The sequence below is a fragment of the Paucimonas lemoignei genome (genome assembly GCF_004342585.1).
GTDB classification, from domain to species: Bacteria; Pseudomonadota; Gammaproteobacteria; order Burkholderiales; family Burkholderiaceae_D; genus Paucimonas; species Paucimonas lemoignei.
The window spans coordinates 115,458-141,944 of sequence record NZ_SLZQ01000006.1 but is presented as its reverse complement, the minus strand read 5'-3'; the positions used below and the strand labels follow the sequence as shown (position 1 = coordinate 141,944).

The following is a 26,487-nucleotide window of genomic DNA, read 5'->3' as shown; positions in this document are numbered from 1 at the left end:
CAGCGATGAATGGAAGTGCGCCGCAACGCCCCGTAATGCAGATTGCCGCGCTGGCCTGGCCGATTCTTGTCGGCCAGCTGGCGGTGATTGCCAACGGCGTGATCGATACGGCGATGACGTCGCGCTTCTCGGCAACCGACCTCGCCGCCCTCTCGATTGCCGTATCGATCTATATCAGCGTCTTCGTCGGCGCCAATGGCGTGTTGTATGCGCTCGCGCCCATCGTCGGCCAGCTGTATGGCGCCGGGCGTTTCGAGGCAATCGGCGCCGAGGTGCGCCAGGGAATCTGGCTCGCCTTGTTTCTCACCGTGGTCGGCTGCCTGATCCTACTCTTTCCGGGCCCGCTGCTATCGCTTGCCCAAGCTCCGCCGGAATTGCATGCCAAGGCCACTACCTATCTTCAGCTGGAGGCGCTGGCGCTGCCGGCCGCGCTCGGCTTCCGTATTTTTGGCTCATTCTCAACCGCGATCGCCAGGCCGCGCGCTGTCATGCTGATCCAGGTGGCGGCATTGGCCCTGAAAATCCCCTTGAATGCCTGGTTCATTTTCGGCGGCCTCGGCTTGCCAGCCATGGGCGGCCCGGGCTGCGCGCTGGCCACGGCCGTGACGTCGTGGCTGTCTCTGGCTGCCAGCCTGGTCATCCTGCGCTGGTCGCCGCTCTATCAGCGTTTCAAGCTATTTGGCGCCGGCATGGCCGCGCCGCGATGGCGGGCGCAAGTCGCGCTGCTCAAGCTCGGCATCCCGATGGGGTTGAGTTACCTGATCGAAGTGTCGGCCTTTACCTTCATGGCCTTGTTCATTGCCCGTCTCGGTGAAACCGCGGTCGCCGGCCATCAGATCACGGCCAACTTCGTGACGGTGCTGTACATGCTGCCCTTGTCGATCGGCAGCGCTGCCAGCACCCTGGTTGCGCATGCGCTGGGCGCCAAGGACGTCAAAGGCGCGCAACATGTCGGCAACATCGGCATCCTGGTGGCAGCAGGCGTTGCCGCAGCTGCCGCCATAGCAGTCTGGTTCGGCCGCCCTTTCATCATACGAGCCTATACGCCGGACCCGGTAGTCATCGCCGCCGCGATGCCGCTGTATGCTTTCGTCGGCATTTATCATTTCTGCGATGCGCTGCAAGCGAGCGCGGCCTACATCCTGCGCGGCTACAAGGTGACGCTGATCCCGACGGTCATTTACGCTCTCATGCTATGGGGCGTCGGCCTGGGCGGCGGCTATCTGCTGGGCTTCGATATGCTGGGACTGGCGCCGCGAGTGCCTGACGGCGCGGCAGGCTTTTGGATCGGCAATTCGGCCAGCGTGTTGCTGGCCGCGGTATTTTTGCTGTGGTACCTGCGCAGCGTGCAAAAGACGGTGCGCAAGCGGCATGCGGCAAGTCAGGCATGACTTCGCCGGAGGAACAATACATGAAGACACGCGTGATCTGTCTGGGCATCACGACTCTGGACCGGGTGTGGCCGGTCGAGGAATTGCCGACCGGCGGCGGCAAGTACCGCGCCAGCGATTACCTTGAAGTCGGCGGCGGCATGGCGGCCAATGCGGCGGTCGCGGCTGCGCGGCTCGGAGCCGATTGCGCCTATTGGGGGCGTGCGGGCGACGATACCGCCGGTGTGACGATGCAGCGCGAAATGACGGCGTATGGCGTCGACATCAGGAATTTCCGCTTGTTTCCTGGCGCGCGTTCGTCGATCTCCGCCGTGCTCGTATCGCAGGATGGCGAGCGTACGATCGTCAATTATCGTGGCACCGGCATTCCCGACGATCCTTCCTGGCTGCCCCTGGATCAGGTAGCCGAAGCCGCTGCCATCCATGCCGACATCCGCTGGGTGGAAGGCGCCGCCGCTATCTTTTCGGCAGCCCGCAAGGCGGCAATTCCAACCGTACTGGATGGTGAAACCGCTGATACTGAGGCGTTCGCGGTCGTGCTGCCCTGGACTGACCATGCCATCTTTTCGGAGCCGGGACTGCGTTCATTCGCCGGACCGGATTGCCTGCAACACGAGGCAAGCCGCCGTGACGCGCTGGCCAAGGTACGCGAACTGGGTTGCCGTGTTGCCGCAGTGACGTGTGGCAGCAAGGGGACGCTGTGGCTGGACGAGCAAGGCTTTCACCACTTGCCAGCATTTGCCGTCAAGGTCGTGGACACCACTGGTGCCGGCGATGTCTTTCATGGTGCGTATGCCCTGGCGCTAGGCGAAGGGCAAAAAGTGGCGCAGGCCATGCGCTTCGCCAGCGCGGTGGCGGCGCTGAAATGCACCCGACAAGGCGGCCGCGCCGGCATCCCGACGCGCGCCGAAGTTGAAGAATTTCTGGCAACACATTAGCTGAGTTGGCATTTCATGCAGCCGCCTAGTTGCTATGAAAGTACAAATCAGAGATAATGGCGGTCTTGCCGCGCAAGTCTTGCGGCATGCAATGGCAACGTAGTTTTCATGATTGCGCTTGCGACTCTGCCCGGGTGGTGAAATTGGTAGACGCGCCGGACTCAAAATCCGGTTCCGAAAGGAGTGTCGGTTCGATTCCGACCCCGGGCACCATTCCCTACATATTGCTTTCATCAGCAACTCAGCATTGCTGCTCTCTCCGCATGCTTGTCGTGTTCCTTTACCTCGCCTTTAATCCGGCAAGTCAATTGTCGGAGACGAGTCGGGGGTGATTTCCGGCCCTGGTGCAGGCGGCGGAATGCCGGGATCAGGAGGCGGCTCCGGCAATTCCGGCTCTGGCTGTACAGGCTCGGGAATTTCCGGTTGCGGAGCCGGAACGTTAGGCACTTCCGGTGCGGGCGTCGGAGGCCGCTGCGCCACAAGCGTTTCAGCTCCGCTCACATCTGTTATCGGCATATCGTATTCCCTTCATCTCCATGCGTAAAACGATGAAACGATGCGGGACGAGCCTGTCCTTGCCGTGCAGTCTGCCGCAAGCCCTCCCCCATCCCTGTTCTAATGATTCGCTGTCTTTCCGGTAGCCGGTGTGACGCGCCACACGACATTGCCGACATCATCGGCCACCAGTAGCGCCCCTGCCCGGTCAACGGCCACGCCGACCGGCCGGCCAAGCGCATCGCCGTTACGATTCACGAAACCGGTCAGGATATCTTCCGGCATGCCGCTGGGCTTGCCATTTGCAAAAGGAACAAAAATCACCTTGTAGCCGGAATGCGGTTTACGGTTCCATGAGCCATGCAGGCCGATAAAAGCGCCGCCACGATATTTTTTCGGGAAGAGACCGGCGTCATAAAACGTCAGCCCAAGCGCTGCGACATGGGGACCGAGCGCATAATCGGGCACGATCGCCTTCTCGACCAGATCGGGCCGCTGCGGCTTGACGCGCTCGTCGACATGCCTGCCGTAGTAACTGTAGGGCCAGCCGTAAAAGCCGCCATCCTTCACGGATGTCAGGTAGTCAGGCACCAGGTCGCTGCCGAGTTCGTCGCGTTCGTTCACCACGGTCCACAGCACGCCCGATTCCGGCTGCCAGCCCATGCCGTTAGGATTGCGCAGGCCCGAGGCGAATACCCGAGTTTTGCCGGAGGCAGGATCGATTTCCAGAATGGCGGCGCGATTGGCTTCATTTTCGATGCCGTTTTCCGCCACATTGCTGTTGGAGCCGACAGTGGCGTAGAGCTTCGAGCCGTCACGACTGGCGACGATATTTTTTGTCCAGTGATGATTGATCGGACCTGCCGGCAAATCCGCGACCTTTACGCCCGGTCCTTCCAGCTTCGTAGCACCTTCCCGATATGCGAACCGCACGACCGCATCGGTATCCGCCACGTAAAAATCCTTCCCGACCAGTACCATGCCAAAAGGCGAATTCAATCCTTCCAGGAAGGTAGTGCGCGTATCGACAATGCCGTCGCCATTGGCATCGCGCAGCAGCGTGATGCGGTTGGCGCTGGGTGTGGCGGCACCTGCACGCTTCATGACCATGCCCATGACCTTGCCTTTGATTCCCTTGCTATCTTCCGGCTTGGGGGGCGCATTGGTTTCGGCAACCAATACGTCACCGTTGGGCAAGACATAAAGCCAGCGTGGATGATCCAGCTTGTCCGCAAAGAGGCTGACCGCCATTCCCGACGCAGCCTCGGGCTTGCCATCCGCAGGCCAGCCCTTGGCCGGCGCGATATTCACGGTGGGGATGCGCTCGTGCCTCGGTTCCGGCAGCACGGGATTGGGTCCGGTGCCATCCTGTACTGACAGTTTTGCGGTGTCGGCACAGGCGGACAGACTCAGCATGAAGCCAATCCCCAGGCCCCAAAGCAAGACGTATGGTCTCGGCATGACGGCTTACCTCACGAAAGATAACACCGGCAACTTTGCCGGTAATATTAATATGATTGCATGATCCCAATAGAGGTTCCGCGCCTCGCTACCCAGTAAGCCTTGCCTTGCGCCTTCGTAGAAGATCGGCGCGTCACAAGCATGTATTTCGAGCGTGCAGTCTTCCTCAGCTGCGATGTGGCCCTTCGGCATCGTCCGCCGGCTTATCGCCAACATGCCTCCGCACCGGCTCTTCCATCCTGAAGGGCCGCTTGCGCTCGCTGATCCGCTGCAACACCACGTAAAACACGGGAATCACGAATATGCCGATCATGGTGGCAAACAGCATGCCGAACACGACCGCCGTGCCGATCGCCTGACGTGCGCCGGCGCCGGCGCCAGTGGCGATCGCCAGTGGCACCGTGCCGAGAATGAAGGCGAAGGAAGTCATCAGGATCGGCCGCAAGCGCAGGCGCGCGCCTTGCCGCGCTGCTTCGACAATGGGCACGCCGCGCTCGCGTGCCAGCTTGGCGAATTCGACGATCAGGATGGCATTTTTCGCCGCCAGGCCGATCAGCATGATCAGGCCGATCTGGGTATAGATATTGTTTTCGCTCGCGCGCAGCGTCAGGCCAAGGAAGGCGCCCAGCACGCCGAACGGGATCACCAGGAGGATCGCCACCGGCATGGCCCAGCTTTCGTACAACGCCGCCAGCACCAGGAAAACGAACAGCAGCGACAATGCAAAGATGTAGCCGGTCTGGCCGGCAGTCTTTTGCTCCTGGTATGTCGCGCCCGTCCATTCATAGCCGTAGCCTGCAGGCAGCGTGCGTGCCACTTCCTGCATGGCTTGCGCGGCCTGGCCCGAACTGTAGCCGGGCGCCGCGCTGCCGGTGATGGTGGCGGCACGGTAGAGGTTGTAGCGTTCGTAGAATTCCGGCCCGTTGATTTCCTTGGGTTTCAATACCGTCGACAGCGGGATCATGTCGCCCGCCGCATTGCGCACATAGTAGTTGCTGATATCGCCCGGATTGGCACGAGCCACCGACTCGGCCTGCATCTGCACGCGGAAGGTGCGGCCGAAGCGATTGAAGTCATTGATGTAATAGCCTCCCATCATGGCTTGCATGGTGAAGAAGACGTCGTCCAGCGCCAGGCCGAAGGTCTTCACCTTTTCGCGGTCCACTTCGTATTCGATCTGCGGCACGCGGGGATCATAATTGGGAAAGACGAAACCCAGCTCAGGCCGCTTGGCCGCCTCGGCCAGCAGGTTTTGCAGGACCAGCCCGAACTGTCTCGGGTCGCCGCCGGCGCGATCCTGCAGGATGAAATCGAAACCGCCCGTGGTGCCAAGCCCGCGGATCGGCGGCGGATTCAGGACCAGTCCGCGCGCCTCGCGGATTTCCCCGTTCAATCGCCCGGTCAATCCACCCACGATACCTTCGGCGCGCGTGCCGGGAGTGGTTCGCTCTTCCCAGGGCTTGAAGCGAATGAAACTGGTGGAGTTATACGACGTGCCAAGGCCGGTCAACAGGTTGAAGCCTGCAAGCGACGCCACGCCGGCCACGCCTTCGGTGTCGCGCGCGATGCTGCTTAACTGATTGACTGCGTTATTGGTGCGTTCGAGCGAAGCAGCGGCAGGCAACTGCAACACGGCGAAGGCATATCCCTGGTCTTCCGGCGGCACGAGCCCGGTGGGACGGCTGCGGATCAAGCCATACAGCGCCGCCAGCAATATGGCAAAGATCAGCGCAACCAGCGCGGCATGGCGCGCCAGCGATACGACCGAGTGGCTGTAACGGTCCGAGAATGCTTCGAAAGTATGATTGAAACGCTCGAAGAAACGACCGAGAATCCCATGCGATCGCACCTCGGCAGCAGGCCGCAGCAGCAGCGCGCATAACGCCGGCGTGAGCGTCAGCGCCACCACGGCGGACAGGATCACCGATACGGCAAGCGTCAGGGCGAACTGGCGGTAAAGTTGCCCGGTCAGACCTCCAAGGAAAGCCACCGGGATGAACACCGCGGCCAGCACCAGCGCAATCGCGATCACCGGTCCGCCCACATCCGCCAGCGCAGCTTTTGCCGCTTCCTTCGGTGTCGTACGTTCGGTGTCGAGCCGGTGCTGCACCGCCTCCACCACCACGATGGCGTCGTCGACAACGATACCGATCGCCAGCACCAGTCCGAACAGGGTCAGCGTGTTGATCGAAAATCCCAGTGCAGAGAAGGCGGCAAAGGTGCCGATCAGCGACACCGGCACCGCCAGCATTGGAATGATGGTGGCGCGCCAGGTTTGCAGGAACAGGAAGACCACGATCAGCACCAGCACGAATGCTTCGCCGAGCGTCTTCACCACGTCCTTGAGCGATTCGGTAACAAACGGCGTCGTACTGTAAGGAATCGAATACACCATGCCGGCTGGGAAACGCTTGGCTGCTTCATCCATGGTGCGCTGGACCTGATCGGCGACATCGAGCGCATTGGCATCGGGCTGCAGAAAAATCCCGATGAATACGCCCGGAATACCGTTTTCCTGCACATTGATGCTGTAATCGGCGCCACCCAGCTCCACCCTGGCGATATCCTTCAGATAGACGATCTGTCCGTCCGGCGCGGCACGGACAATCATGTTGCGGTACTGCTCAGGATCGGACAGGCGTCCCTGTATCGTGGCCGAATACTGAATCTCCTGCCCCGCCGGAACCGGCGGCACGCCGATACGGCCGGCCGGCGCCACCACGTTCTGTTCCTGGATCACGCGCCGCACGTCGGCCGCAGTCACGCCGAGACGGTTCATGCGATCGGGACTAAGCCAGATGCGCATGCTGTAATCGCGGGCGCCGAAGATACGCACCTGGCCGACGCCGGGAATGCGTGCCAGTGTATCCTGCAGGTTAAGCAGCGCATAGTTGCTGAGAAAGGTCGTATCGAAGCGCTTGTCCGGCGAGGTCAGCGCCAGCACTTCGAGAAAGTCAGTCGATTGCTTGCGGATCGTGATGCCCTGGCGGATGACGTCTGCCGGCAGGCTGCTCTGGGCAATCGATACGCGGTTCTGCACCTCGACTGCCGCCAGGTCCTGGTTGGTGCCTATATCAAAGGTCACGGTCAGGGTGTAGGACCCGTCGTTGGCGCTTTTCGAATCCATGTAGATCATGCCCTTGGCGCCATTGACCTGCTGCTCGATGGGCGCGGCGATCGATTGCGCCACCACGTCGGCATTGGCGCCCGGGAAGCTGGTGCTCACCTGCACCTGCGGCGGCACGATCTGCGGATACTGCGCGATCGGCAGCGTGAATGCCGCCAGCGCCCCGGCCAGCGTGATGATGAGCGAAATCACCATCGATAACACCGGGCGGTCGATGAAGTAATTGAACATGGGCTGATCTGCCTTCCGCGTATGGCTGCCGTCTTGTCCGGCTAGCGGGTATCGCCGGCAGGTTTTCCGGCAGTGTTGCCCGCAGTCGTAGATGTCGGCTCAGACGCGCCGGCGTTACCGGCGGCAGGCGCCGTCTTGCCATTGCCATCCGCCGTATCTTTTGCCATGACGGGCTTGACCGGCACGCCCGGCTTAAGCTTGGCGAGGCCTTCCACCACCACCAGTTCCCCCGGCTTGATGCCCTGCTCCACGACCCAGTTATTGCCTGATCGCGTGCTCGTCTCGATGTCGCGGTAGACAGCCTTGTTATCCGGACCGACGATAAACACCGAATGCTTGCCCTGCAATTCCTGCACGGCCTTCTGCGGGATCATGATGGCATTCGGATTGGCCGGCCTGGGCAGGATCGCACGAACGAATTGCCCTGCCCGCAACGTGCCATCCGGATTCGGCACGACGAGCCTCACCGGCAGGGTGCCATTGCGCGGGTCGACCGCGGCATCGACGAAATCGAGCTTGCCGCCATGTTCGTAATCCCTGCCGTCGGCCAACCGGATACGGATCGGCAGCGCCGCCTGTTTGTCGCTCCCTGAACGGTATTGCTGCAACAGGCTTTCCAGCCTTTGTTCGCCGACCGTGAAGCTGACATACATGGGGTCCACCGAATACAGCGTCGTCAGCAGGGTGGTCGAGGCATTGACCAGCCCGCCCGGCTTGACCAGCGCGCGGCTGATCAGGCCGGAGCGAGGGGCGCGGATGGTGGTATAGCCCAGATTGAGTTGCGCCTGTTGCACTTGCGCCTTGCCTGCCTCGATGGCGGCGGCGTCGGCACGCTCCCTGGCGGCAGCGGTCTCCAGTTCCTGCTGGCTGATGGCGCGCGCCTCCGACAAGGGACGCGAACGCTTCAGAATCTGGCTGGAATTGACATGCGCCGCCTGCGCCTGCGCCAGATTCGCCTTGGCCTGCGTCAGCGCGGAGAGATAGGGTTCCTGGTCAATAACGAACAGCAAGTCGCCTTTTTTTACCAGCGAGCCATCCTTGAATGCCTGCCGCTCAAGAATGCCGCCGACCCGCGAGCGGATTTCCACGGCCTCGACCGCTTCCGTCTGTGCCGCATAATCCTCGTACAAGGTAATCGGCGCAGTCTCGGCCTTCATAACGGTGACTTCAACCGGCCCCGCCTGCGGCGCGGAATCGTTCTTTCTGCTGCAGCCGCCCGCTGCAGCGAAGACTAGTAGCAAGCAGACGAATACATCTCGCCGCAATGATTCACGCATGAAAAAATGGATTCCGGAATGGATCACGATTCTCCTCATTACGGCGGCAAGAGAAATAACGAATGCACTGATATTGCTTTGCCATCGTCAAACTAAAGCAGTTCAAGCCTTACAGAGTGAGACAGATCAACGGGAAATGAAAAATGCGGGCCTCATGAAGAATGGAAAAATACGTGGTGGCCTTGGTGCTCGGCACGATCGCGTCTTTCTTTATCCTGAATGATTTGCTCTGGCTGACCGGAGCTGGTGCAAGCTTGTCATTTCAATAATTCCATTGTCTTCAGCATTGCTGAAAATCCATATTGCGGGAATGTGTAGGCACTCTGACTTCATACAGTCAGGCTTCGTGGCATGTGGCGGGTAATGTCGAATTCGCTTCTACCGGTCCTCACATATTCGGATAATTCGGTCCGCCACCGCCTTCCGGCGTCACCCAGACGATATTCTGGGTCGGGTCCTTGATATCGCAGGTCTTGCAATGCACGCAGTTCTGCGCATTGATCTGCAAACGGTCCTTGCCTTCTTCGGTCTTGACGAATTCATACACGCCGGCCGGGCAATAGCGCTGCTCCGGCCCGGCATAGGTCGCCAGGTTGACCTCGACCGGCACGGCCGGATTCTTCAGCGTCAAATGCACCGGCTGATCTTCGGCATGGTTAGTGTTGGAAATGAACACCGACGACAGGCGATCAAAGGTCAGCTTGTTATCCGGCTTTGGATAGGCAATCGGCTGGAATGCCGAAGCCGGCTTCAGGCATTCATGGTCGGCATGGGTATGGTGCAGCGTCCACGGTGCCTTGCCACCAAAGAGAATCTGGTCGATGCCTACCATCAGCGTGCCGGTGACCAGACCCTTGCTCATCGCTGGCTTGAAGTTGCGTGCCTTGTGCAGCTCTTCGTGCAGCCACGACTGTTCAAAAGCTTGCGGATAAGCTGCCAGTTCATCCTGTTGGCGTCCCGCTGTCAGCGCGGCAAACGCCGCTTCCGCCGCCAGCATGCCGGTTTTCATGGCGGCATGGCTGCCCTTGATGCGGGACGCATTCAGGAAACCCGCATCGCAACCGATCAGCGCCCCACCCGGGAACACCAGCTTGGGCAGCGACTGCAGGCCGCCTGCGGTAATAGCACGGGCGCCATAGGACAGGCGCTTGCCGCCTTCAAAGAAGGTGCGGATTTCCGGGTGGGTCTTGTAGCGCTGGAATTCCTCGAAGGGTGACAGATAGGGATTCTGGTATGCCAGGCCGACGACATAGCCCACGGCGACCTGGTTGTTTTCCAGGTGATACAGGAAGGAGCCACCATAGGTATCGTTGTCCAGCGGCCAGCCGGCGGTATGGATGACCAGGCCTGGCTGGTGTTTGGCAGGATCGATTTCCCACAATTCCTTGATGCCGATGCCATAGGTTTGCGGGTCCCGCCCGGCATTGAGGTCGTACCTGGCCATGAGCTGCTTGCCCAGGTGGCCGCGCGCCCCCTCGGCAAAGAAGGTGTATTTGGCATGCAATTCCATGCCGAGTTGGAAGTTGGCGGTGGGATTGCCCTCGCGGTCCACGCCCATGTTGCCGGTGGCGACACCCTTGACCGCGCCATCGTCGTGGTACAGGATTTCGGCAGCCGGAAAGCCAGGGAAGATTTCCACACCAAGGGCTTCGGCTTGTTGGCCCAGCCAGCGCACCACGTTGGCCAGCGAAATCACATAATTGCCATGGTTCTGGAAGCACGCAGGCAAGAGCCAATTGGGCGTTTTGATGGCTTTCTTTTCGGAGAGGAAGAGGAAGCGGTCTTCCGAGACCGGCGTATTCAGCGGAGCGCCGCGTTCTTTCCAGTCGGGGAAGAGCTCGTTGATGGCAATCGGGTCCATGACCGCGCCGGAGAGGATGTGGGCGCCGAGTTCGCTGCCTTTTTCGAGCACGCAGACCGAGACCTCCTGGCCTTTTTGCTCGGCAAGCTGCTTCAGGCGGATCGCCGCGGACAAGCCGGCCGGGCCGCCACCGACAATCACCACATCGTATTCCATGGCCTCGCGCGGGCCGTATTGCTTTGTCAGATTCATCGCTGCCAGTTTCCGAAAGATCATATTTTTACGCTCATGTCTCAATGCAAATACCATTTATCGCAAGAGAACATATAGCGCTTATTGCCGGCAAAATTCAAAACGCCGGCAAACATTGCGAATAAAAAGGCGGACCATCTAGATGGTCCGCAAAGCACCCCAGAGGAGAAGGGATAAGAGACATCCGTTCCAGCATCAAAATTTGTTCAGCAGCACTCCAGGACTTCGACCATATCTTCCATGTCCCTCTTGCCGTAGCTGCAGACAATCATGTGCCTGTCCAATCTTGATCTAATAATTTCACTTAGCATGTAATGTATAGTCAGAAAATCAGTTCTGCTTTCCTGATTCATTCTTCCATCTTGATTTGAGATACATCGGTGGGCAAGGCTGGAAGAGGATTTGCAGCGATAGATCGACACACCAACTGCGCCATTGCAAAGGCCAGTTGCTCATTGGTCCATGCGCCTTCTTCGCGAAACCACTTAGGGACCCAATTGATGGCGCCATAAATGGTGAAGATTGCCAGCTTGGGATCACATGGAATGACACTGCCGTCACGCATGCCTTCGCGCACCAGCTCGCGCAGCTGACCTTCGTACATATCCCGCTTCTGGAAAATAATTTCCTTATGTTCCGGCAGCAGAGCATGCTCTTCAGTCAGAATGACGCAACGACTGAGTTCGTGCAATGAAACCTTCAGATACCCCTCAAGGGCCATCTGCAAACGTTCCAAGCCATTACGGCCCGCCAGCTTCGCTTTATCAAGACACTCAAAAGCGACACGCAACGCTTCACTGAATGCCTCATATAGCAGAGCATGCTTATTTGGGTAGTAGTGGTACAGCGCAGCCTTGGTCACGCCCACACTGTTGGCGATGTCGTCCAGGGACGTGGCATGAAATCCATTCTTGCTGAAAGCAGTGACAGCTTGCCGCAGAACCGCTTCGCGCTTTAGCTGATGCAATACTTTCCGGTTAGGTACTAAATTTTTCCAGGCAGTCACGCCTCTCTCCTAATTTAACTCTTACATGCTGCGTATCGTGTTCCTCAGGCCAAGCCGGCCAATTCGCAAGTTGCGAATAGTACATCATCCTTTTTTAGGGATATACAACTCTGTCAACGTTCCCTCGTATGCTTCGGCGGCAAAGGCAAAGGTCTCGGACAGGGATGGATGAGGATGAATCGTCAGCCCTACATCGCCGGGTTCGCATCCTGTCTCAATGGCCAGGGTTGCCTCGGCAATCAGATCGCCTGCATGCGGACCGACAATGCCGACTCCCAGCAGGGCCCGCGTCACCGGGTCGACCAGAATCTTGGTGACACCCTCATCGCGGCCCATCGTCAGCGAACGTCCGCTGGCCATCCAGGGGAAAGTAGCTTTTTCAAAAGGTATCCCGTCGCGCTTGGCGGCCGTTTCATTCAAGCCGACCCATGCCACCTCCGGATCGGTATAAACCACGGACGGAATGGCTTTTGCACTATTGGTGACATGCATTCCCGATGCCACCTCGGCAGCAATCTTGGCTTCATATGAAGCCTTATGGGCTAGCATGGGATTGCCGACGACGTCACCGATCGCAAAAATGTGCGGCACATTCGTACGCTGGGCACTATCCACCTTGATGAAACCCTGGGCATCCACATTGATGCCTGCCTTTTCAGCATGCAAGACATCACCGTTCGGCCGGCGTCCGGCGGCGCTCAGGATCCGATCGTAGACCTGCGGTGCGGGCGCCTTGGCGCCTTCGAAAACAACCTTGAAACCTTCTTTCAGTGTTTCTACCGCCTTGACTCGCGTGCCAGTCATGATTGCCTTGAGGCGCGAGCCAAGCCGCTTTTCCAGGGGCCGCACGAGATCGCGGTCACATCCCGGCAACAGCCCTTCAGTCAATTCGACCACACTGACTTCCGCACCCAGACTGGCATAAATAGAAGCCATTTCCAGCCCGATCACGCCGCCGCCCAGCACCAGCAAGCGCTTTGGCACTTCCTCGAGCGCCAGGGCGGATGTCGAATCCATGATGCCAGGATGATCCGGCAAGAACGGCAGCCGCACAGGCCGGGAACCCACGGCTATGATGGCCTTATTGAAACGCACGCTGCCCTGACCGCTAACCTCCAGTACATTGGGGCCGGCAAATACCCCCTCACCGCTTATCACCTTGACGCCGCGCTTGTTCGCCAGGCCTGAGAGTCCGCCAGCGAGCCTGGAAACCACGGAATCCTTCCAGCCTCTTAAGCGATCAAGATTGATCGCCGGCTTACCGAGCTCGATCCCGCGCTCATGCCATTCCGCCGCTTCATCGAGCAATTTGGCCGCCTGCAGCAAGGCCTTGGACGGTATGCAACCGGCATTCAAGCAGACCCCGCCAAGCACATTGCGTTTTTCCACGAGGGCCACGGACATGCCCAGGTCGGCGGCGCGAAACGCGGCAGTGTAACCGCCCGGCCCGCCGCCGATCACGACCAGGTCGACGTTCAGATCCACACGCTGGTTCATTGAATAATCACTTTCAATAATTTCTTCTATCGCAGGTTCGGTTGATTCAGGAGCCGCCAAGATAGGCACTCGACAAGCCCGCAAGTCCGCCTTCCTGCAAGGTTTTACTGTCACCCTTAAATGCCAGCTGGCCATGCTTGAGCACATATCCGTAGTCAGCGACTTTCAGGGCCAGGTTTGCCATCTGCTCGCTGATCAAAATCGCCCGCTCACCCGCGCTGCAATACTCCTTGATGAACTCGAATATCTGGGTAACGATAATCGGGGCCAGTCCCAGCGAAGGCTCGTCGAGTATCACCAGGCGCGGCGCATGCATGGTCGCCATGGACAGGATCAGCATTTGCTGCTGCCCGCCGCTCAGGGTCCCCGCCTTGGCATTCGCGCGTTCCGCCAGAATCGGGAAGTGCGCGAATACCGCATCGCGGGCCGCCTTGAAACTGCCTTGGGGCTTGCGAAAGTGCCAGGCTGTGGTCAGGTTCTCGTCCACGGTGTGCTGATGCAGGATGCGGCGGCCCTCCATCGCATGCGCAATGCCCATGCGGGCACGCTCGTGCGGCGGAATGCGGGTGATATCGCGGCCGTCCAGCAGAATTTCCCCTGAGCGCGGCCGCGTCACGCCTGAAATGGCGCGCATCAGAGAAGACTTCCCGGCGCCGTTCGCGCCGATCAGCGCGGTGATATGGCCGGGACGCGCCGTCAACGACACGCCCCGCACCGCCTCGATCGCCCCATAGGCAACTTGCAAATTACGTACCTCAAGCATGGCAGGCCTCCTCAGCGCCCAGATAGGCTTCGATTACCGCGCTGTTCGAGCGCATCCCTTCCATATCCCCTCGGTAAATCTCTTCCCCGGCCTCGAACACGACCACTTCATTGACCAGACCCGCCAGGAAATCCATGTGGTGATCGATCACCATGACTGCCACGCCGTTATCCTGCGCCATGCGGATGAGCTTGATCAGCTGCTCGGCTTCCTGTTCAGAAAGCCCTGCAGCCGGTTCATCGAGCATGAGCAATTCGGGATCGCTCGCCAGTGCGCGTGCCACTTCGGCAAGGCGCTGAATGCCATACGGCAGGTCACCGATGATGTCGTCTGCATGCATTGCCAGGCCGGATATCTCCAGCAAGGCGTTCACCCGCCGCAAAAACTGCATTTCTTCGGCTTGCGCCGCCCCCGTGTTGACAGCTGCGCTGACGGCGCCATGCTGATACAGCCGATTGGCGCCCATCAGGATATTCTCGCGAACGGTGAAGCTTGGCACGTTGCGCGGGTCCTGGAAGGTCCGCGTGAGGCCGGCCTGCGCCACTCGGAACGATGGCCAGCCGCCGATATCCTGGTTATTGAACCAGATATGCCCGGAGGTAGGCTTGTAGATACCACTGATGACGTTCACCAAAGTACTCTTGCCGGAACCATTCGGGCCGACCAGAGCGGTAACCGTGCCGCGGCGAAGCTCAAGCGATACGCCCTTGAGTGCGCGCAAGCCGTCGAATTCCATGGTCACGTCCTGGATCCGAATCAGCGGTTCTGCTTTGCCTTGCACATCGCGGCGAGTCAATGGTGTTGCAACTTCGCTCCCCTGCCCGAGATCCGACTGCTCGAACTTGCAGTAGCGGGTTCTGGTTTTGAGAAGCCCCGCGAGGCCTTTTGGCAGCAAGGTAAAGACAAACACCAGGATCAGGCCGTAAGCCATGTACTGATAGTCATTGAAAGCCTGGAGCTTTTGCGGCAAATAGGTGAACACGACGGCGCCAAGGACTTGCCCGGTCAGAGAGCCGAGCCCGCCGACGATCGACATCACGAGCACCTCGACGGAACGCATCATGCCGAAGCTCTCCGGCGTAAGGTAGCCCACCAGGGGCGCATAGAACGCGCCGGCCAGGCCGGCGATGCCGCCACTGATGGCATAGGCGGCACGTTTCGTTGCGCTTTGCGAAATGCCCAGCGTTCCCGCGGCGATCTCGCTGACATGCACAGCGTAAAAGGCGCGGCCGAAATGGCTTTTGACGAAATTGCGCAAGGCAAGCATCACGCCCAGCAGCGCCACCAGGATGATCCGGAAGTACCACACGGTGTCGACGGTCCAGCCGAACAGGGTAAGGGTGCCAATCTGCGACGAGGGAATGCCTCGCATCCCCATGATGCCGCCGGTGACGCCGCGCCATTCGCGCGCAAGTTCATAGATAATGAGACCGAATGCAAGGGACATCATGGCGAGATAAAATTCACGCACCCTGCCGGCGGGGATTGCCAGAACGTACCCTACCGCCGCAGTTGCCGCGATGGCCACCACGAAAACTATAGGAAAAGGAATGCCCCAGGTTTTCAAGACCGCGGCGCAAACATACGCGCCAATGGCAAAGAAACCTGCGTGGCCCAGTGAAATTTGTCCCGTAATACCAGTCAGCAGATTGATGCTTTGCGCCAGCAAGATATTGATCAGGACGAAGCTCCACATCTGCACCGTGCCGGTATCGGCGAAACTTGCGCCAATTGCAAATGCCATGGCGAGCGCGCCCAGCACCCACGTATTCGTGATCAGTTCTACCAGTTTTTTCATGAAGATCACACCTTAACCGTTTCGCGTTTACCAAACAGGCCCTGCGGACGAATAGTCAATGCGCCGACCAGCAGAACAAATGCCACCATTTCGGCCGCAGCGGGTGTAACGTAGCCGCCGACCAGTTTTTCCATGATGCCCAGCGCAAGGCCGCCAACCAGCGCCCCCGCGGCGCTGCCCATGCCGCCGACGACAGCAGCGACGAAAGACAGGATAAGCAGGTGCATGCCGAAATTCGGGTCAACCGTGCCCGAGACTTGCGAGACCAGAATGCCGGCGATCCCGGCGAGCAAACCGCTGACCAGGAAAGACCCGATCACGACGCGGCGAACCGGAATACCCAGCAACGAAGCCAGTTCGCGGTCATGCGCCACCGCCATGACGCCGAAGCCCCAGATCGAACGGCGCAAAAACAATTCCATCAAACCGACGATAAGCACGCAGATGACAAAAACAGCGATGTACTGCACGGAGATATAGGCTCCAAATAACTCGACCGTATCTGCGCTACTGAACAGAACATCCGGGAAGGCCACTGCTTGGGTGCCAAACAGCCAGCTGGCGAGCCCTTGCAAAAAAATCCCGACGCCCAGCGTGGACACCACCCAACCCATGCTTCCGGTGAGCTTTCGCATCGGGCTGACTGCGACGAGCTCGACGACAAACAGGATCAGCGCCGCGACCGCGAGCGATACGCCGATGGCGACCAGTATGCTGACGCCCCTGGAGACCAGCATTGCAGTGACCATGGCCGCCGCCATCATGACTGCGCCCTGGCCGAAGTTCAGGACCTTTGTGGTCCAGAATGTCAGATTGAGCCCGAGGGCAACCAGCGCATAGACTGCCCCGACGCTCAGGCCGGAAACCACCATTTGAATGAAAAAATCCATACAGCACCTTCCACAATGTTCAAGTCAGCCGGCCGGCATTTGCCGGCCGGCCTTGTCGCATGCTCAGCGGGCAACCGGCTTCAGTTTCACGGCATTGCCTTCCTTCTCGTACTTGAACACGCGCACGGCGTCACTTTCAACGCCATGATGCTTATCCTTCGAGAAGGAGTAGACAGCGTTGACGCCCTGGTAGCCCTTGATGGATTCGATGCTCGAAATAATATCCTTGGGGTTGGTCGAGTTGGCACGACGGATGCCCTCGAACAGGATATTGGCAGCGTCATAGCCGTTCGAAACGGAAATCGCCATGAACAGCTGGGGATTCTGCGGATCGTTACCCCACCAGCGGTCGGTGCCGTACTTGGCTTTATAGGTCTTGGCAAATTCCGCAGTCGCCTCACGCATCGGATTGGCATAGGCGCCGATCATGGTCCCCAGCGTGCCGACGGTGAGGTCGCCCGCGCCTTCCTGATAGGGTTGTCCCAGCGCGCCATTTGCCGCCACCAGCGGCGCCTTGACATTCAGGCGGGCCATGGTCCTGCGCAGCACGGCAAGGTCCTTGCCCAGACCGATTGCGGCAATGACGTCGACATTGGCACGGCTCAATCGCGCCACCTGCGCAGTCATATCCTGGGCGCCCTGGTTATAGGAATCGACCGCAATCGGCTTGCTGCCGCCGTTCTTCTCGATCGCCTTGCTCAGGTATTCAATGCCGGTCACGCCATAGGCGGTGCTTTCATGAATGACGCCGATACGCTTGAAGTTCTTCGCCAGGTATTCGCCCATCGCGACCGATTCCACATCGTTTTGCAAGGCAAAAGAAAACACGTTCGGACGCGGCTTGGCGCCGGGAACGTCGCCAGGATAGGTAATGACCGGCGTCTGGGCGATCGGGTTCATGTAGGGACGGCCATCGGCCTGCACCATGTCGATCACCGCCAGCGTCGGGCCGCTGCCGGCCGGCCCGATGATGCCGACGATGCTCTTGTCGTCCAGGATGCGGCGCATGTTCTGCACTGCCCGATCCGGATTGAGCTGGTCATCGAGCAGCAAGGCAATCTCGATTTTCTTGCCGTTGATTCCACCCTTGGCATTCCACTGTTCGACCGCGAGTTCCACGGCACGACGGTTGCCTTCGCCAAATTCATTGTAGGGACCGGTCAGCGCCGAAGTCATGCCGATCTTGATGGTATCGGCGGCAAACGATACGGATGCCACCATCGAGGCAGCGGACATCGCTGCCATCAGCACTGCCATTTTAGAGTTGATGCGCCATTTCATGATTTTGTCTCCTTCGTTTATAGTTACATCGATTCAACACTACTGCGCCCCAATGGCGCGACCTGCGACAGCATCGACCGGACGCTGAATTGGCCGAAATGCATTCAGCACATCGTTCAAATCGGCGCGAGGCAATTCTTCAACAAACTTTTCAAGACACGCGTACGACTGCGCAGCGACGCCGGTCTCTTCACCAATTTGCCGGATGAGTCGGGAAACGCCGGCGCGGTCATAGCTGTACGTCGCATGGTCAGCCTGGAATTCCTCGATGAGCGGCGCGGCTTGCCCCTCAACTTCCACCTCGATGCGGCAGGCCAGCAAGCCAAGCGACGCATCCGCAACCGGCGTCACCCGCGACATGAATGCATTGATATCCGAGTCATCGAACTTGCTCATCTGCGCCACTGTCGGGACACCATTAAGCAGAGTCGTGGCGACGCAATACTGAATACTCATGAGCGTTCCTGAAACGCTTTTGAATGGGCCGCGTGTATTCATCCCGGCATAACCGACCACGGTCGGGTTGAGATAAATTTTTACCGACTTGACGCTTTGCAGCGGTGCCTGGATTCTTTCGCGCAGGCGCAATGCCGCATTCACCGGCGTCTGGTTCAAGGCACAGACCGGATAGGGCTTGAAGGTCACTTTCATGACAGACCATTCGCGGCCGAGCTTTTCCTGGAAGTGTTCAACATCGCAGTCGGTGCGCACGAACGCACGGACGAATCCGGCGCGGCCTTCGAAAGCATTTGCAGCCGAAACCGAGCCTTGCAATGCCAGCGCTGCCGCAGTCAAGCCATTGCGGCCGGCAATCCCGACCTGGTAGCGCCATTCATCCGTGCCGTCGCCGAACGACTGCAATATGCCGCCGGAAAACGAAGCGGCATTGGCCAGGGCCGCGCCAGTCTGATCAACATCGAGTTTCCACAGTCTGGCGACCGCAGCGGCAGCGGCAATCGTTCCGTAAAGGGGAGTAGCGCGCAATCCGGCGGCCGTGGTTTGCGGCGAATAGGCCGACTCGAGTGCGCCGCCCACTTCGTAGCCGGCCACGAGGGCGGGAATGAAGTCGGCAACCTCACCTTCGCCGTTTTCGATCAGGGCGGTCAGCAAAGGAAGCAGGATGGCGCCGAAATGCGCCACGCCGCAGGTATCCTCCTGCGCCCTGCCGTGAAATAACGCGGCGTTGGCAAGCGCGGCGCCTGCTGCGCTCGTCTTGCGCCCGTCACGCAGCAGCGTGGCGCCCTTTTCACGTACGCCATCGAGCATCAGCACGGAGCGGGCCGCCACCGGAAAGAAAGCGGTCGTATGCGATCCCAGTGCGATCCCGTAACCGTTGAGGATGCAGGCTCGGGTCTTTTCGATTACTTCCGCCGGGATCGTCTCCATCGTCAGCCCGGATACAAACCGGGCGAATATTCCAGTCATGTTCGTCGTCATTTTCATCGTCTCCTGTGGCGCTGTGTGCAGCGAATTTTTTTACAAGACTACGTTTTCAAGCTTTGGTACTCGTCCCGCAAGCGCCGCTTGAGGACTTTTCCGGAAGGATTGCGCGGCAGCTCAGCAGCCAGGATCAACTCCTTTGGCACCTTGAAACCGGCCAGGTGCTGACGACAGTGGGCGGCAAGCGCTTCATACGTGAGTTTCGCGCCGTCCTTGAGCACCACGACCGCGACCACGCGCTCGCCCCACTTCTCATCGGGAGCGCCAATCACGGCAGCCTCGGCGACTTCGGGCATTTGATAGATCACGTTTTCGACTTCGCACGACGCGACATTCTCCGCACCAGAGAGGATCATGTCCTTGGCGCGATCGGTCAGGAACAGGAAGCCATCCTCGTCCAGATGCCCGATGTCACCGGTGCGCAGCCAATCACCGTAAAAGCTCTCGGCGGTTTTTTCCGGGGCGTTCCAGTAGCCTTTGGTGACTTTCGGACCACGGATGCAGATCTCGCCGTCGACATTCGGCGGCAGGCTGTTGCCCGCGTCATCAGTGATGCGGATTTCGACGTGCGGCATGGCGCGGCCGGTGGAACCGATTTTCTTCAGCTCCCATCCGGCTTCCATGAGCGTATCGCCGCTGCAGGTTTCGGTCATGCCGAAGCCATCGATGTAGCGGCCGGCGCTGAACACACGGGTGAAATCGCGGATGCGCGATTCCGGCGTCTTCTCGCCGCCGCCGATGCACCAGCGGAACGAGGAAAGATCGAAGCGCTCCGGCCGCTCGACTGCCAGAGTGCGGCTCAACATTACCGGCGCCATCCAGCCACAGGTCAGCCGGTGCCGCTCGATGGCCGCAAGCGCCGCCTCCGGATCGAATTCCCGATGCACGCACAGGACCCCGCCTGCCCACAGGACTGCGATTCCGGGCAAATCGAATGCGCCCACGTGGTACAAAGGCCCCACCACGAGCAAGCGGTCTTCCCGGCCGATCCCGAGAACGGTCATATGATCGATGGATTTCCAGGAGATATTGCCGTAGGTGTGCATCACCCCCTTGGGCCGCGAGGTGGTTCCCGAGGTGTACATCAGCCTTACCAGATCCTCGGGGCCACGCACCACCGGCTCCGGGATCGGCAAGCCGGCAGCGGCCTGACCGCTGAAGTTTTCCTGATGCGGCGCAGCGAGCACGACCTTGTCGATATCCAGTGCCTGCATTGCCGTGAATTCCTCGTCCACGAACAGCAGCTTGGCCTTGGCATCTTTCAGGATGAAGTCGGCTTCCGCCGGCGCCAGGCGGTAATTAATCGGCAGGAAGACCGCGCCCATATAGCTGGCGGCGAATGCGATATCGAGAAATGCCGGACTATTTTTCAGGAACATGCCGACGACGTCGCCCGGACCAATTCCCCTGGATTGAAGAAATGCCGCTGTTTTGCGGATGCGGTCATGGAACTCGCCATAGGAAATGGTCTTGTCCTGATAAATAACTGCCGGCCGCTGTGGCGCCACGATGGCGTGGTACCTGATTAGTGCGCTCAAGTTGAGCATCTTTTGTCTCCTTCTACCAGCGTGGCCTTGATCTTGCCGGCCCGCCCGGTATTCTTATATTGCAGGCTATGCCTTAGTACGACTTCGGCAATCCCAAGTCATGGATGGCAATGTAATTCAGGATCATCTCTTCGGAAATCGGCGCGACCTTGAACAGCCGGGCGTCGCGCCACAGGCGCTCGACGTGGTATTCCTTTGAATAGCCCATGCCGCCCATGGTCTGCGCGCTGCGCTCGATGGCATGGAGGGCGGCCTGGGAACCGATCAGCTTGGCCATATTGGCTTCGGTGCCATAGGGCTGGCCCAGATCGCATTGGGTCGCGGCCTTCAGGTTCATGAGGCGGGCGCATTCCAGCTCGGCGTGCGACTGCGCCAGCGGGAATTGCAAACCCTGATAGGCGCCAATCGGCGTCTTGCCGAATATCTTGCGCTCCTTGGCGTAATCCACCGCCAGCCGGGTGGCAAGGCGGCCGGCACCCACCATGCCGGCAGTCGTCACGATGCGTTCAGTGTTAAGGACGTCCAGCAATTCCTTGAAGCCGTTATGCAGCGTCCCGATCAGCTCGTGCGGCTCGATGCGTACATTATCGAAAAACACGGAGCAGGAGCTCAGTGTATGCGTCCCCATCTTGTCAATCGGCGTGAAGGACAATCCGGCCCGCTTGACGTCGATCATGAACATGGAAATGCCCTGGATGGGCCGCGCCACTTCCTCCGGCTTCTGGGTACGTGCGATCACCAGCATCTTTTCGGCAGAGTCCACCGCGGTAATCCAGATTTTCTGGCCATTCAGGCGCCAGCCATCGCCATCGGCCGTGGCCATGGTCTTCAGCGCCAGGCTGTTAGTGCCGGCATCCGGCTCAGTCAGCGCCATGCAGAAATTCAAGTCACCTGCCACCAGGCGTGGCAGCAGCTCCGCCTTCATGGCGGCATTGCCGAACTTCGATAGCGAGACCCCGCCGAAGATCGGATTGATCATGAACAGTTGTCCCAAAGTGGCGCCACCGCCGCCGGCTGCAAGTTCTTCGATGATCAATGCCAGCTCGAACATGCCCAGCCCAGAGCCGCCAAATTCTTCCGGCAGCGCCGCACCGACCAGCCCGGCCTCGCAGATCGCTTGCCAGCATTCCTTGGGAAATGCCTTGTTACGATCCTGCTCTGCCCAATATTCGAGACCGAATTCCTCACCCACCTTGCGGGCGGTTTCGATCATCATCTTTTGTTCTTCGTTCAGTGAAAAGTCCATGGTGTTCGCCTGTATGGTTTATTTAACAGCGGTTCCGCTGCGCAGCAGGAGGTAGGGGTCTTGCAGGAAGCCGATGACGCGATTGAGGAATTGCAGGCCGCTGGTGCCGTCGTGCAGGCGGTGGTCGCCTGCCAGCACCAGGCCCATCTCGCGCTTCAGCACTGGCGCGCCATTTGCATCCGGACGAAACACGTCGCGGATGCTGCCGACGCCGAGAATGGCCGACTGCGGCGGGTTGATGATCGGCGTCATGTAATTCACATTGAACATGCCGGCGTTGGAGACGGTGATTGCGCCCCCCTGCATGTCTTCACGCGACGCCTTGCCGTCACGCACGCGCTGCACCAGCTGGTCGGCCCGCCGGGCGATCTCGTCGAGGCTGCAGCCGCCCAGGTCATGCAATACCGGCGCCATCAGGCCGCGCTCGGTCGACACGGCGACGCCCACTTCAATCGTACGGAACTGCACCACGTCGCCGCCGTCCCAGATCCGGTTCTGTTGCGGCAAAGCTTCCAGGGCGCGCGCCACTGCGGCAACGATGAAGTGATTGAGCGTGAGCTTTACCTGCCCTTGCTGAGCATTGAGACGCGCGCGCAGGGCAAGCAATTCGCTCACTTCCGCTTCGGCGGACAGATAGAAATGCGGCGTGTTCTGCTTGGCCTCCACCATGCGCCGCGCCATAGCCTGCACCAGGCTGCTGGCAGGTGCGCGCTCGGCGGCCGGCGCGATAGCCGTTTGCTGCGCCGGCAAGGCCGCAGGCGCAGCTTCCTTTCTGTTTGCCACCGCGGCGCGCACGTCGGCGGCCTTGATACGGCCATGCGGCCCGCTGCCCTGCACGGTTTGCAGGGCCACGCCCAGTTCCTCGGCCTGACGGCGCGCCAGCGGCGTCGCCACAATCCGTCCGCCAGAGGTGGCTGGCGCCGCTACCGCTTGCGGCGGCAGAGACACGGGCTTTGATTCTGCAGCAGGCGCCGCTGCGGCGGTTTCCGACGACGTGCGCTGGCCGGGGCCGGTCCAGCGCGCCACGACGGCGCCGACAGGCACCGTCTCCCCAACGGGAACCAGGATCTCGCCCATCACGCCATCGGCGTCGGCGGTGATTTCGTTGGCAACCTTTTCGGTTTCCACCACAAAGATGACATCGCCTTGCTTGACGCTGGCGCCAGGCGCCACGCACCACTCGGCCACCAGCCCTTCGGTCATGGTCAGACCGAGCTTGGGCATCAGCAGATCATTCATGCCGCTCATCATCAACGCCCGCTGAATTTGGCTTGGCGCTTTTCGAGGAATGCCGACATCCCCTCGTGTGCATCAGCCGTATCGAATACCAGGCCGATCATGGCTTGCTCATGTGCCAGCGCCGCGGTCAGCGGCATTTCAGCGCCATCGCGCAAGGTGCGCTTGAGCAGCTTCAGGACCAACGGCGACTTGCGCGCAATCTTGCCCGCCAGTTCCAGCGCCTCATCCAGCAGTCGCTCCTTGGCCACGACGCGGTTGGCCAAGCCCATGCGCACCGCTTCCTGCGCGCTGATGCGCTCGCCGACAAACATCAATTCCTTGGCAAAGCACGGCGCAATCTGGCGGATGATGCGCTGGCTACCGCCGGCACCGGGAAACAATCCCAGGCCGATTTCCGGCAGGGCCAGCTGGGCCGTCTCGGCCAGCAGGCGAATATCGAGCGACAGCAGCAGCTCGGTGCCGCCGCCCAGGGCCCAGCCATTGACAGCAGCAATGGTTGGCTTGTCACAGGCTTCAAAGCGGCGCATGACCCGGTGAATGTCTTCACCAAATTCCTCGTAATGGGCAATGCCCTGGCGCGCCGTCATCTCCGACAGATCGCCGCCTGCCACAAATGCCTTGTCGCCGGCGCCGGTCACCACGATCACGTGCACTTGCGAATCGCGTTCGAATTGCAGCAGGGCCTGTTCGAGTTCGAGCAGCAGCGGCGTGCTCAGCGCGTTATGTACTTCGGGCCGGTTGATCGTGAGAATGCCGATATTGTCACGCACTTCGGTTAGAACAAGACTACGTTCGGTCATGATTGGGTCTCCATTGTTATTTAGGCGCAGAGCTTGTGCACTGCTGCGATGATGTGTTCTTCTCCGGGCTGGTACTGCCGCTCCAGGCTAGGTGCAAACGGCACGGGGACAAAGGGGGCGGCAACGCGCATGATCGGCGCATCCAGTTCGTCAAAGCCGATGTCGGCCATGCGGGCGGCGATTTCTGCGCCAACCCCGAACGCCTCGACCGCTTCGTGCACGATCAGCAGGCGATGGGTGCGAGATAGCGACTCCAGCACCGCAGCCTCGTCCCAGGGCTGAATGCTGCGCAAATCCAGCACTTCGACGTCGAGTCCCTGCTCTGCCAGGGTTGCGGCGGCGCGCTCGGTCTTGGCGACCGTTGCACCATAGGTAACGATGGTGACGTCCTTGCCGGCCCGTACCAGCCTGGCCTTGCCGATCGGGATTGCGCCGGCGTCATCCGCCAGCTCGCCCTTCATGGCATAAAGCGCCTTGTTTTCGACGAACACCACCGGGTCTGGATCGTGGATGGCTGCCTTCATCAGTCCATACGCATCCGCCGGATTGCTCGGGCATACCACTTTCAGGCCTGGCACATGCGCAAACCACGCTTCCAGACACTGCGAATGCTGAGGCCCGGCACTGATGCCGCCGCCATGCGGCGTACGCACCACCATCGGCACCGAAGCCTGCCCGCCAAACATGTAGCGCGCCTTAGCCGCCTGATTGACCAGGGCATCCATCGCGAAGGTCATGAAATCCATGAACATGATTTCCAGGACCGGCTTCAATCCGCTTAACGCCGCGCCGACGGCGGCATTGGCCATGGATGACTCGGAAATCGGCGTATCGCGAATACGGTCTTCGCCAAAGCGGGCATGCAAGCCCCTCGTAACACCGAACGGCCCGCCCGCCTCGGCCACATCCTCGCCAAACACGAATACAGAGGGATCTTCTTCCATGCATTCGGCCAGGGCACGGTTGATGGCGTGTGCAAATCTCAGTTCGGCCATTTCAGTTCGCCTCCATGTTGGTATAGACATCGCCGACTGCAGCGTTCCAGTCCGGGCTGCGGCCGTTGCGCGCATTGGCAACCGCCTGTTCGACCAGTTCCTCGATTTCTTGCCGGATCGTCTCGACGGCGCTGGCGGCCACGCCCTGCTTGAGCAGGCTGGCTTCGTAACGGACCAGCGGATCATGCTCGCCAAGTCCGGCCAGTTCGTCGCTGGAACGGTACTTCTGCGGATCGCCCTCATAGTGACCGCGCCAGCGATGGGTGATGCATTCGATGACCTGCGGTCCGGCGCCGGAGCGGATCCGCTCCACGGCGGCACGGGCCGCATCAATGACATCCATGACGTCATTGCCGCCTACCTTGACGTGCGGGATCGAGAAAGCCGACGCCAGCTTGTCCAGGGGCGCGACAAACTGCTTACTAGTCGGCGAGAATTCGGCCCAGCCATTGTTTTCGCATACGAACAGCAGCGGCAGCTTCCACAATGACGCCATGTTCATGCTCTCGTGCAGCACGCCTTCGGCCATGGCGCCATCGCCAAAGAAGGCGACGGCAATGGCGTCCGTCTTGCGAACCTGATGGGCCAGCGCGCTGCCCAATGCAATCGGGATGCTCGCGCCCACAATCGCATTGGCGCCCAGCATGCCAATCGACAGGTCGGCGACGTGCATCGAACCGCCACGTCCCTTGCAGATCCCCTCTTCCTTGGCCATCAACTCCAGAAAGAAATCGTTCAGGCCCACGCCCTTGGCCAGCGCATGACCATGACCGCGATGGGTCGAGGCGACCGTATCATCCTTGCGCAGCACTACGCCGAGCGCCGTCGCCACCGCTTCCTGCCCAACGCTCAGATGGATAAATCCAGGCACCTCGCCGTCAGCGAACAGCCGCCCGAGTCTCAGCTCGACGGCGCGGATGGTACACATCCGCCGGTAAATTTCCAATTGCTCTTCTTCACTGATTACGCCTGCCACCGTGCTCTCCTTCAAGTCAATTCTGGTTCCCAAGCG

21 protein-coding genes and 1 tRNA gene are annotated in these 26,487 nt (G+C 60.0%); 4 read left to right on the top strand and 18 right to left on the bottom strand.

From position 1 onward, the window contains the following. Window positions 1–5: 5 nt before the first annotated feature. The 3 genes from EDC30_RS11155 to EDC30_RS11145 all read left to right on the top strand — a co-directional run bounded on the left by EDC30_RS11155 (window position 6) and on the right by EDC30_RS11145 (window position 2,542). Complete coding sequence (locus EDC30_RS11155; RefSeq protein WP_132258918.1) at window positions 6–1,391, top strand: MATE family efflux transporter; 1,386 nt, start codon at window positions 6–8, stop codon at window positions 1,389–1,391. 20 nt (window positions 1,392–1,411) lie between these two features. Continuing rightward, the gene (locus EDC30_RS11150; protein WP_243656737.1) at window positions 1,412–2,329 is read left to right on the top strand and encodes a sugar kinase; all 918 of its coding nucleotides are present in this window, start codon (window positions 1,412–1,414) and stop codon (window positions 2,327–2,329) included. A 128-nt stretch (window positions 2,330–2,457) separates the two neighbouring features. Then, window positions 2,458–2,542: transfer RNA gene (locus EDC30_RS11145), tRNA-Leu, on the top strand. A 78-nt stretch (window positions 2,543–2,620) separates the two neighbouring features. Here EDC30_RS11145 and EDC30_RS11140 read toward each other — a convergent pair. The 4 genes from EDC30_RS11140 to EDC30_RS11125 all read right to left on the bottom strand — a co-directional run bounded on the left by EDC30_RS11140 (window position 2,621) and on the right by EDC30_RS11125 (window position 8,920). Then, the gene (locus EDC30_RS11140; RefSeq protein WP_132258916.1) at window positions 2,621–2,845 is read right to left on the bottom strand and encodes a hypothetical protein; all 225 of its coding nucleotides are present in this window, start codon (window positions 2,843–2,845) and stop codon (window positions 2,621–2,623) included. A gap of 99 nt (window positions 2,846–2,944) precedes the next feature. After that, on the bottom strand, window positions 2,945–4,285 hold the full coding sequence (locus tag EDC30_RS11135; protein WP_132258915.1) for a PQQ-dependent sugar dehydrogenase: 1,341 nt from the start codon (window positions 4,283–4,285) through the stop codon (window positions 2,945–2,947). Window positions 4,286–4,451: 166 nt separating this feature from the next. Beyond that, complete coding sequence (locus EDC30_RS11130) at window positions 4,452–7,643, bottom strand: efflux RND transporter permease subunit (RefSeq protein ID WP_132258914.1); 3,192 nt, start codon at window positions 7,641–7,643, stop codon at window positions 4,452–4,454. Window positions 7,644–7,684: 41 nt separating this feature from the next. Further along, window positions 7,685–8,920 (bottom strand): efflux RND transporter periplasmic adaptor subunit, encoded by a 1,236-nt coding sequence (locus EDC30_RS11125; RefSeq protein WP_165973794.1) that lies wholly within the window; start codon window positions 8,918–8,920, stop codon window positions 7,685–7,687. On the opposite strand from EDC30_RS11125, the gene EDC30_RS19485 reads away from it, so the two are divergent. Then, window positions 8,919–9,143 carry a hypothetical protein gene (locus EDC30_RS19485; protein WP_165973793.1) on the top strand — a complete coding sequence of 75 codons (225 nt, stop codon included), beginning with the start codon at window positions 8,919–8,921 and terminating at the stop codon, window positions 9,141–9,143. The two genes, EDC30_RS11125 and EDC30_RS19485, sit on opposite strands and share 2 nt — an antisense overlap. A 165-nt stretch (window positions 9,144–9,308) precedes the next feature. Here EDC30_RS19485 and EDC30_RS11120 read toward each other — a convergent pair whose 3' ends face one another. The 14 genes from EDC30_RS11120 to EDC30_RS11055 form a co-directional block, all read right to left on the bottom strand. Continuing rightward, on the bottom strand, window positions 9,309–10,973 hold the full coding sequence (locus EDC30_RS11120) for an electron transfer flavoprotein-ubiquinone oxidoreductase (protein ID WP_243656736.1): 1,665 nt from the start codon (window positions 10,971–10,973) through the stop codon (window positions 9,309–9,311). 349 nt (window positions 10,974–11,322) lie between these two features. Then, the gene (locus EDC30_RS11115; protein ID WP_132258911.1) at window positions 11,323–11,979 is read right to left on the bottom strand and encodes a TetR/AcrR family transcriptional regulator; all 657 of its coding nucleotides are present in this window, start codon (window positions 11,977–11,979) and stop codon (window positions 11,323–11,325) included. 84 nt (window positions 11,980–12,063) lie between these two features. Then, a complete protein-coding gene (gene lpdA, locus EDC30_RS11110; protein WP_132258910.1) occupies window positions 12,064–13,476 on the bottom strand; it encodes a dihydrolipoyl dehydrogenase in 1,413 nt (470 codons plus the stop codon). A 46-nt stretch (window positions 13,477–13,522) separates the two neighbouring features. Continuing rightward, window positions 13,523–14,239, bottom strand: a complete 717-nt coding sequence (locus EDC30_RS11105) for an ABC transporter ATP-binding protein (protein ID WP_132258909.1) — start codon at window positions 14,237–14,239, stop codon at window positions 13,523–13,525. Next, on the bottom strand, window positions 14,232–16,037 hold the full coding sequence (locus EDC30_RS11100) for a branched-chain amino acid ABC transporter ATP-binding protein/permease (protein ID WP_132258908.1): 1,806 nt from the start codon (window positions 16,035–16,037) through the stop codon (window positions 14,232–14,234). Before EDC30_RS11100 ends, EDC30_RS11105 begins: the two co-directional genes overlap by 8 nt. Before the next feature lie 5 nt (window positions 16,038–16,042). Next, on the bottom strand, window positions 16,043–16,927 hold the full coding sequence (locus EDC30_RS11095; protein ID WP_132258907.1) for a branched-chain amino acid ABC transporter permease: 885 nt from the start codon (window positions 16,925–16,927) through the stop codon (window positions 16,043–16,045). 63 nt (window positions 16,928–16,990) lie between these two features. Next, window positions 16,991–18,184 (bottom strand): ABC transporter substrate-binding protein, encoded by a 1,194-nt coding sequence (locus tag EDC30_RS11090; RefSeq protein WP_132259021.1) that lies wholly within the window; start codon window positions 18,182–18,184, stop codon window positions 16,991–16,993. A gap of 63 nt (window positions 18,185–18,247) precedes the next feature. After that, window positions 18,248–19,633: an MmgE/PrpD family protein gene (locus tag EDC30_RS11085; RefSeq protein WP_243656734.1), complete on the bottom strand. Its 1,386-nt coding sequence runs from the start codon at window positions 19,631–19,633 to the stop codon at window positions 18,248–18,250. 59 nt (window positions 19,634–19,692) lie between these two features. Next, window positions 19,693–21,195 carry a long-chain-fatty-acid--CoA ligase gene (locus EDC30_RS11080; RefSeq protein WP_132258905.1) on the bottom strand — a complete coding sequence of 501 codons (1,503 nt, stop codon included), beginning with the start codon at window positions 21,193–21,195 and terminating at the stop codon, window positions 19,693–19,695. A gap of 73 nt (window positions 21,196–21,268) precedes the next feature. Next, the gene (locus EDC30_RS11075) at window positions 21,269–22,441 is read right to left on the bottom strand and encodes an acyl-CoA dehydrogenase family protein (protein WP_132258904.1); all 1,173 of its coding nucleotides are present in this window, start codon (window positions 22,439–22,441) and stop codon (window positions 21,269–21,271) included. An 18-nt stretch (window positions 22,442–22,459) separates the two neighbouring features. Then, window positions 22,460–23,689 carry a dihydrolipoamide acetyltransferase family protein gene (locus EDC30_RS11070; protein ID WP_132258903.1) on the bottom strand — a complete coding sequence of 410 codons (1,230 nt, stop codon included), beginning with the start codon at window positions 23,687–23,689 and terminating at the stop codon, window positions 22,460–22,462. Between the two features lie 2 nt (window positions 23,690–23,691). Next, window positions 23,692–24,480, bottom strand: coding sequence for an enoyl-CoA hydratase/isomerase family protein (locus tag EDC30_RS11065; RefSeq protein ID WP_132258902.1), 789 nt, complete (start codon window positions 24,478–24,480; stop codon window positions 23,692–23,694). Between the two features lie 20 nt (window positions 24,481–24,500). Further along, window positions 24,501–25,475 carry an alpha-ketoacid dehydrogenase subunit beta gene (locus EDC30_RS11060; protein WP_132258901.1) on the bottom strand — a complete coding sequence of 325 codons (975 nt, stop codon included), beginning with the start codon at window positions 25,473–25,475 and terminating at the stop codon, window positions 24,501–24,503. Between the two features lies 1 nt (window position 25,476). Further along, on the bottom strand, window positions 25,477–26,403 hold the full coding sequence (locus tag EDC30_RS11055; RefSeq protein ID WP_132259020.1) for a thiamine pyrophosphate-dependent dehydrogenase E1 component subunit alpha: 927 nt from the start codon (window positions 26,401–26,403) through the stop codon (window positions 25,477–25,479). Window positions 26,404–26,487 lie beyond the last annotated feature (84 nt).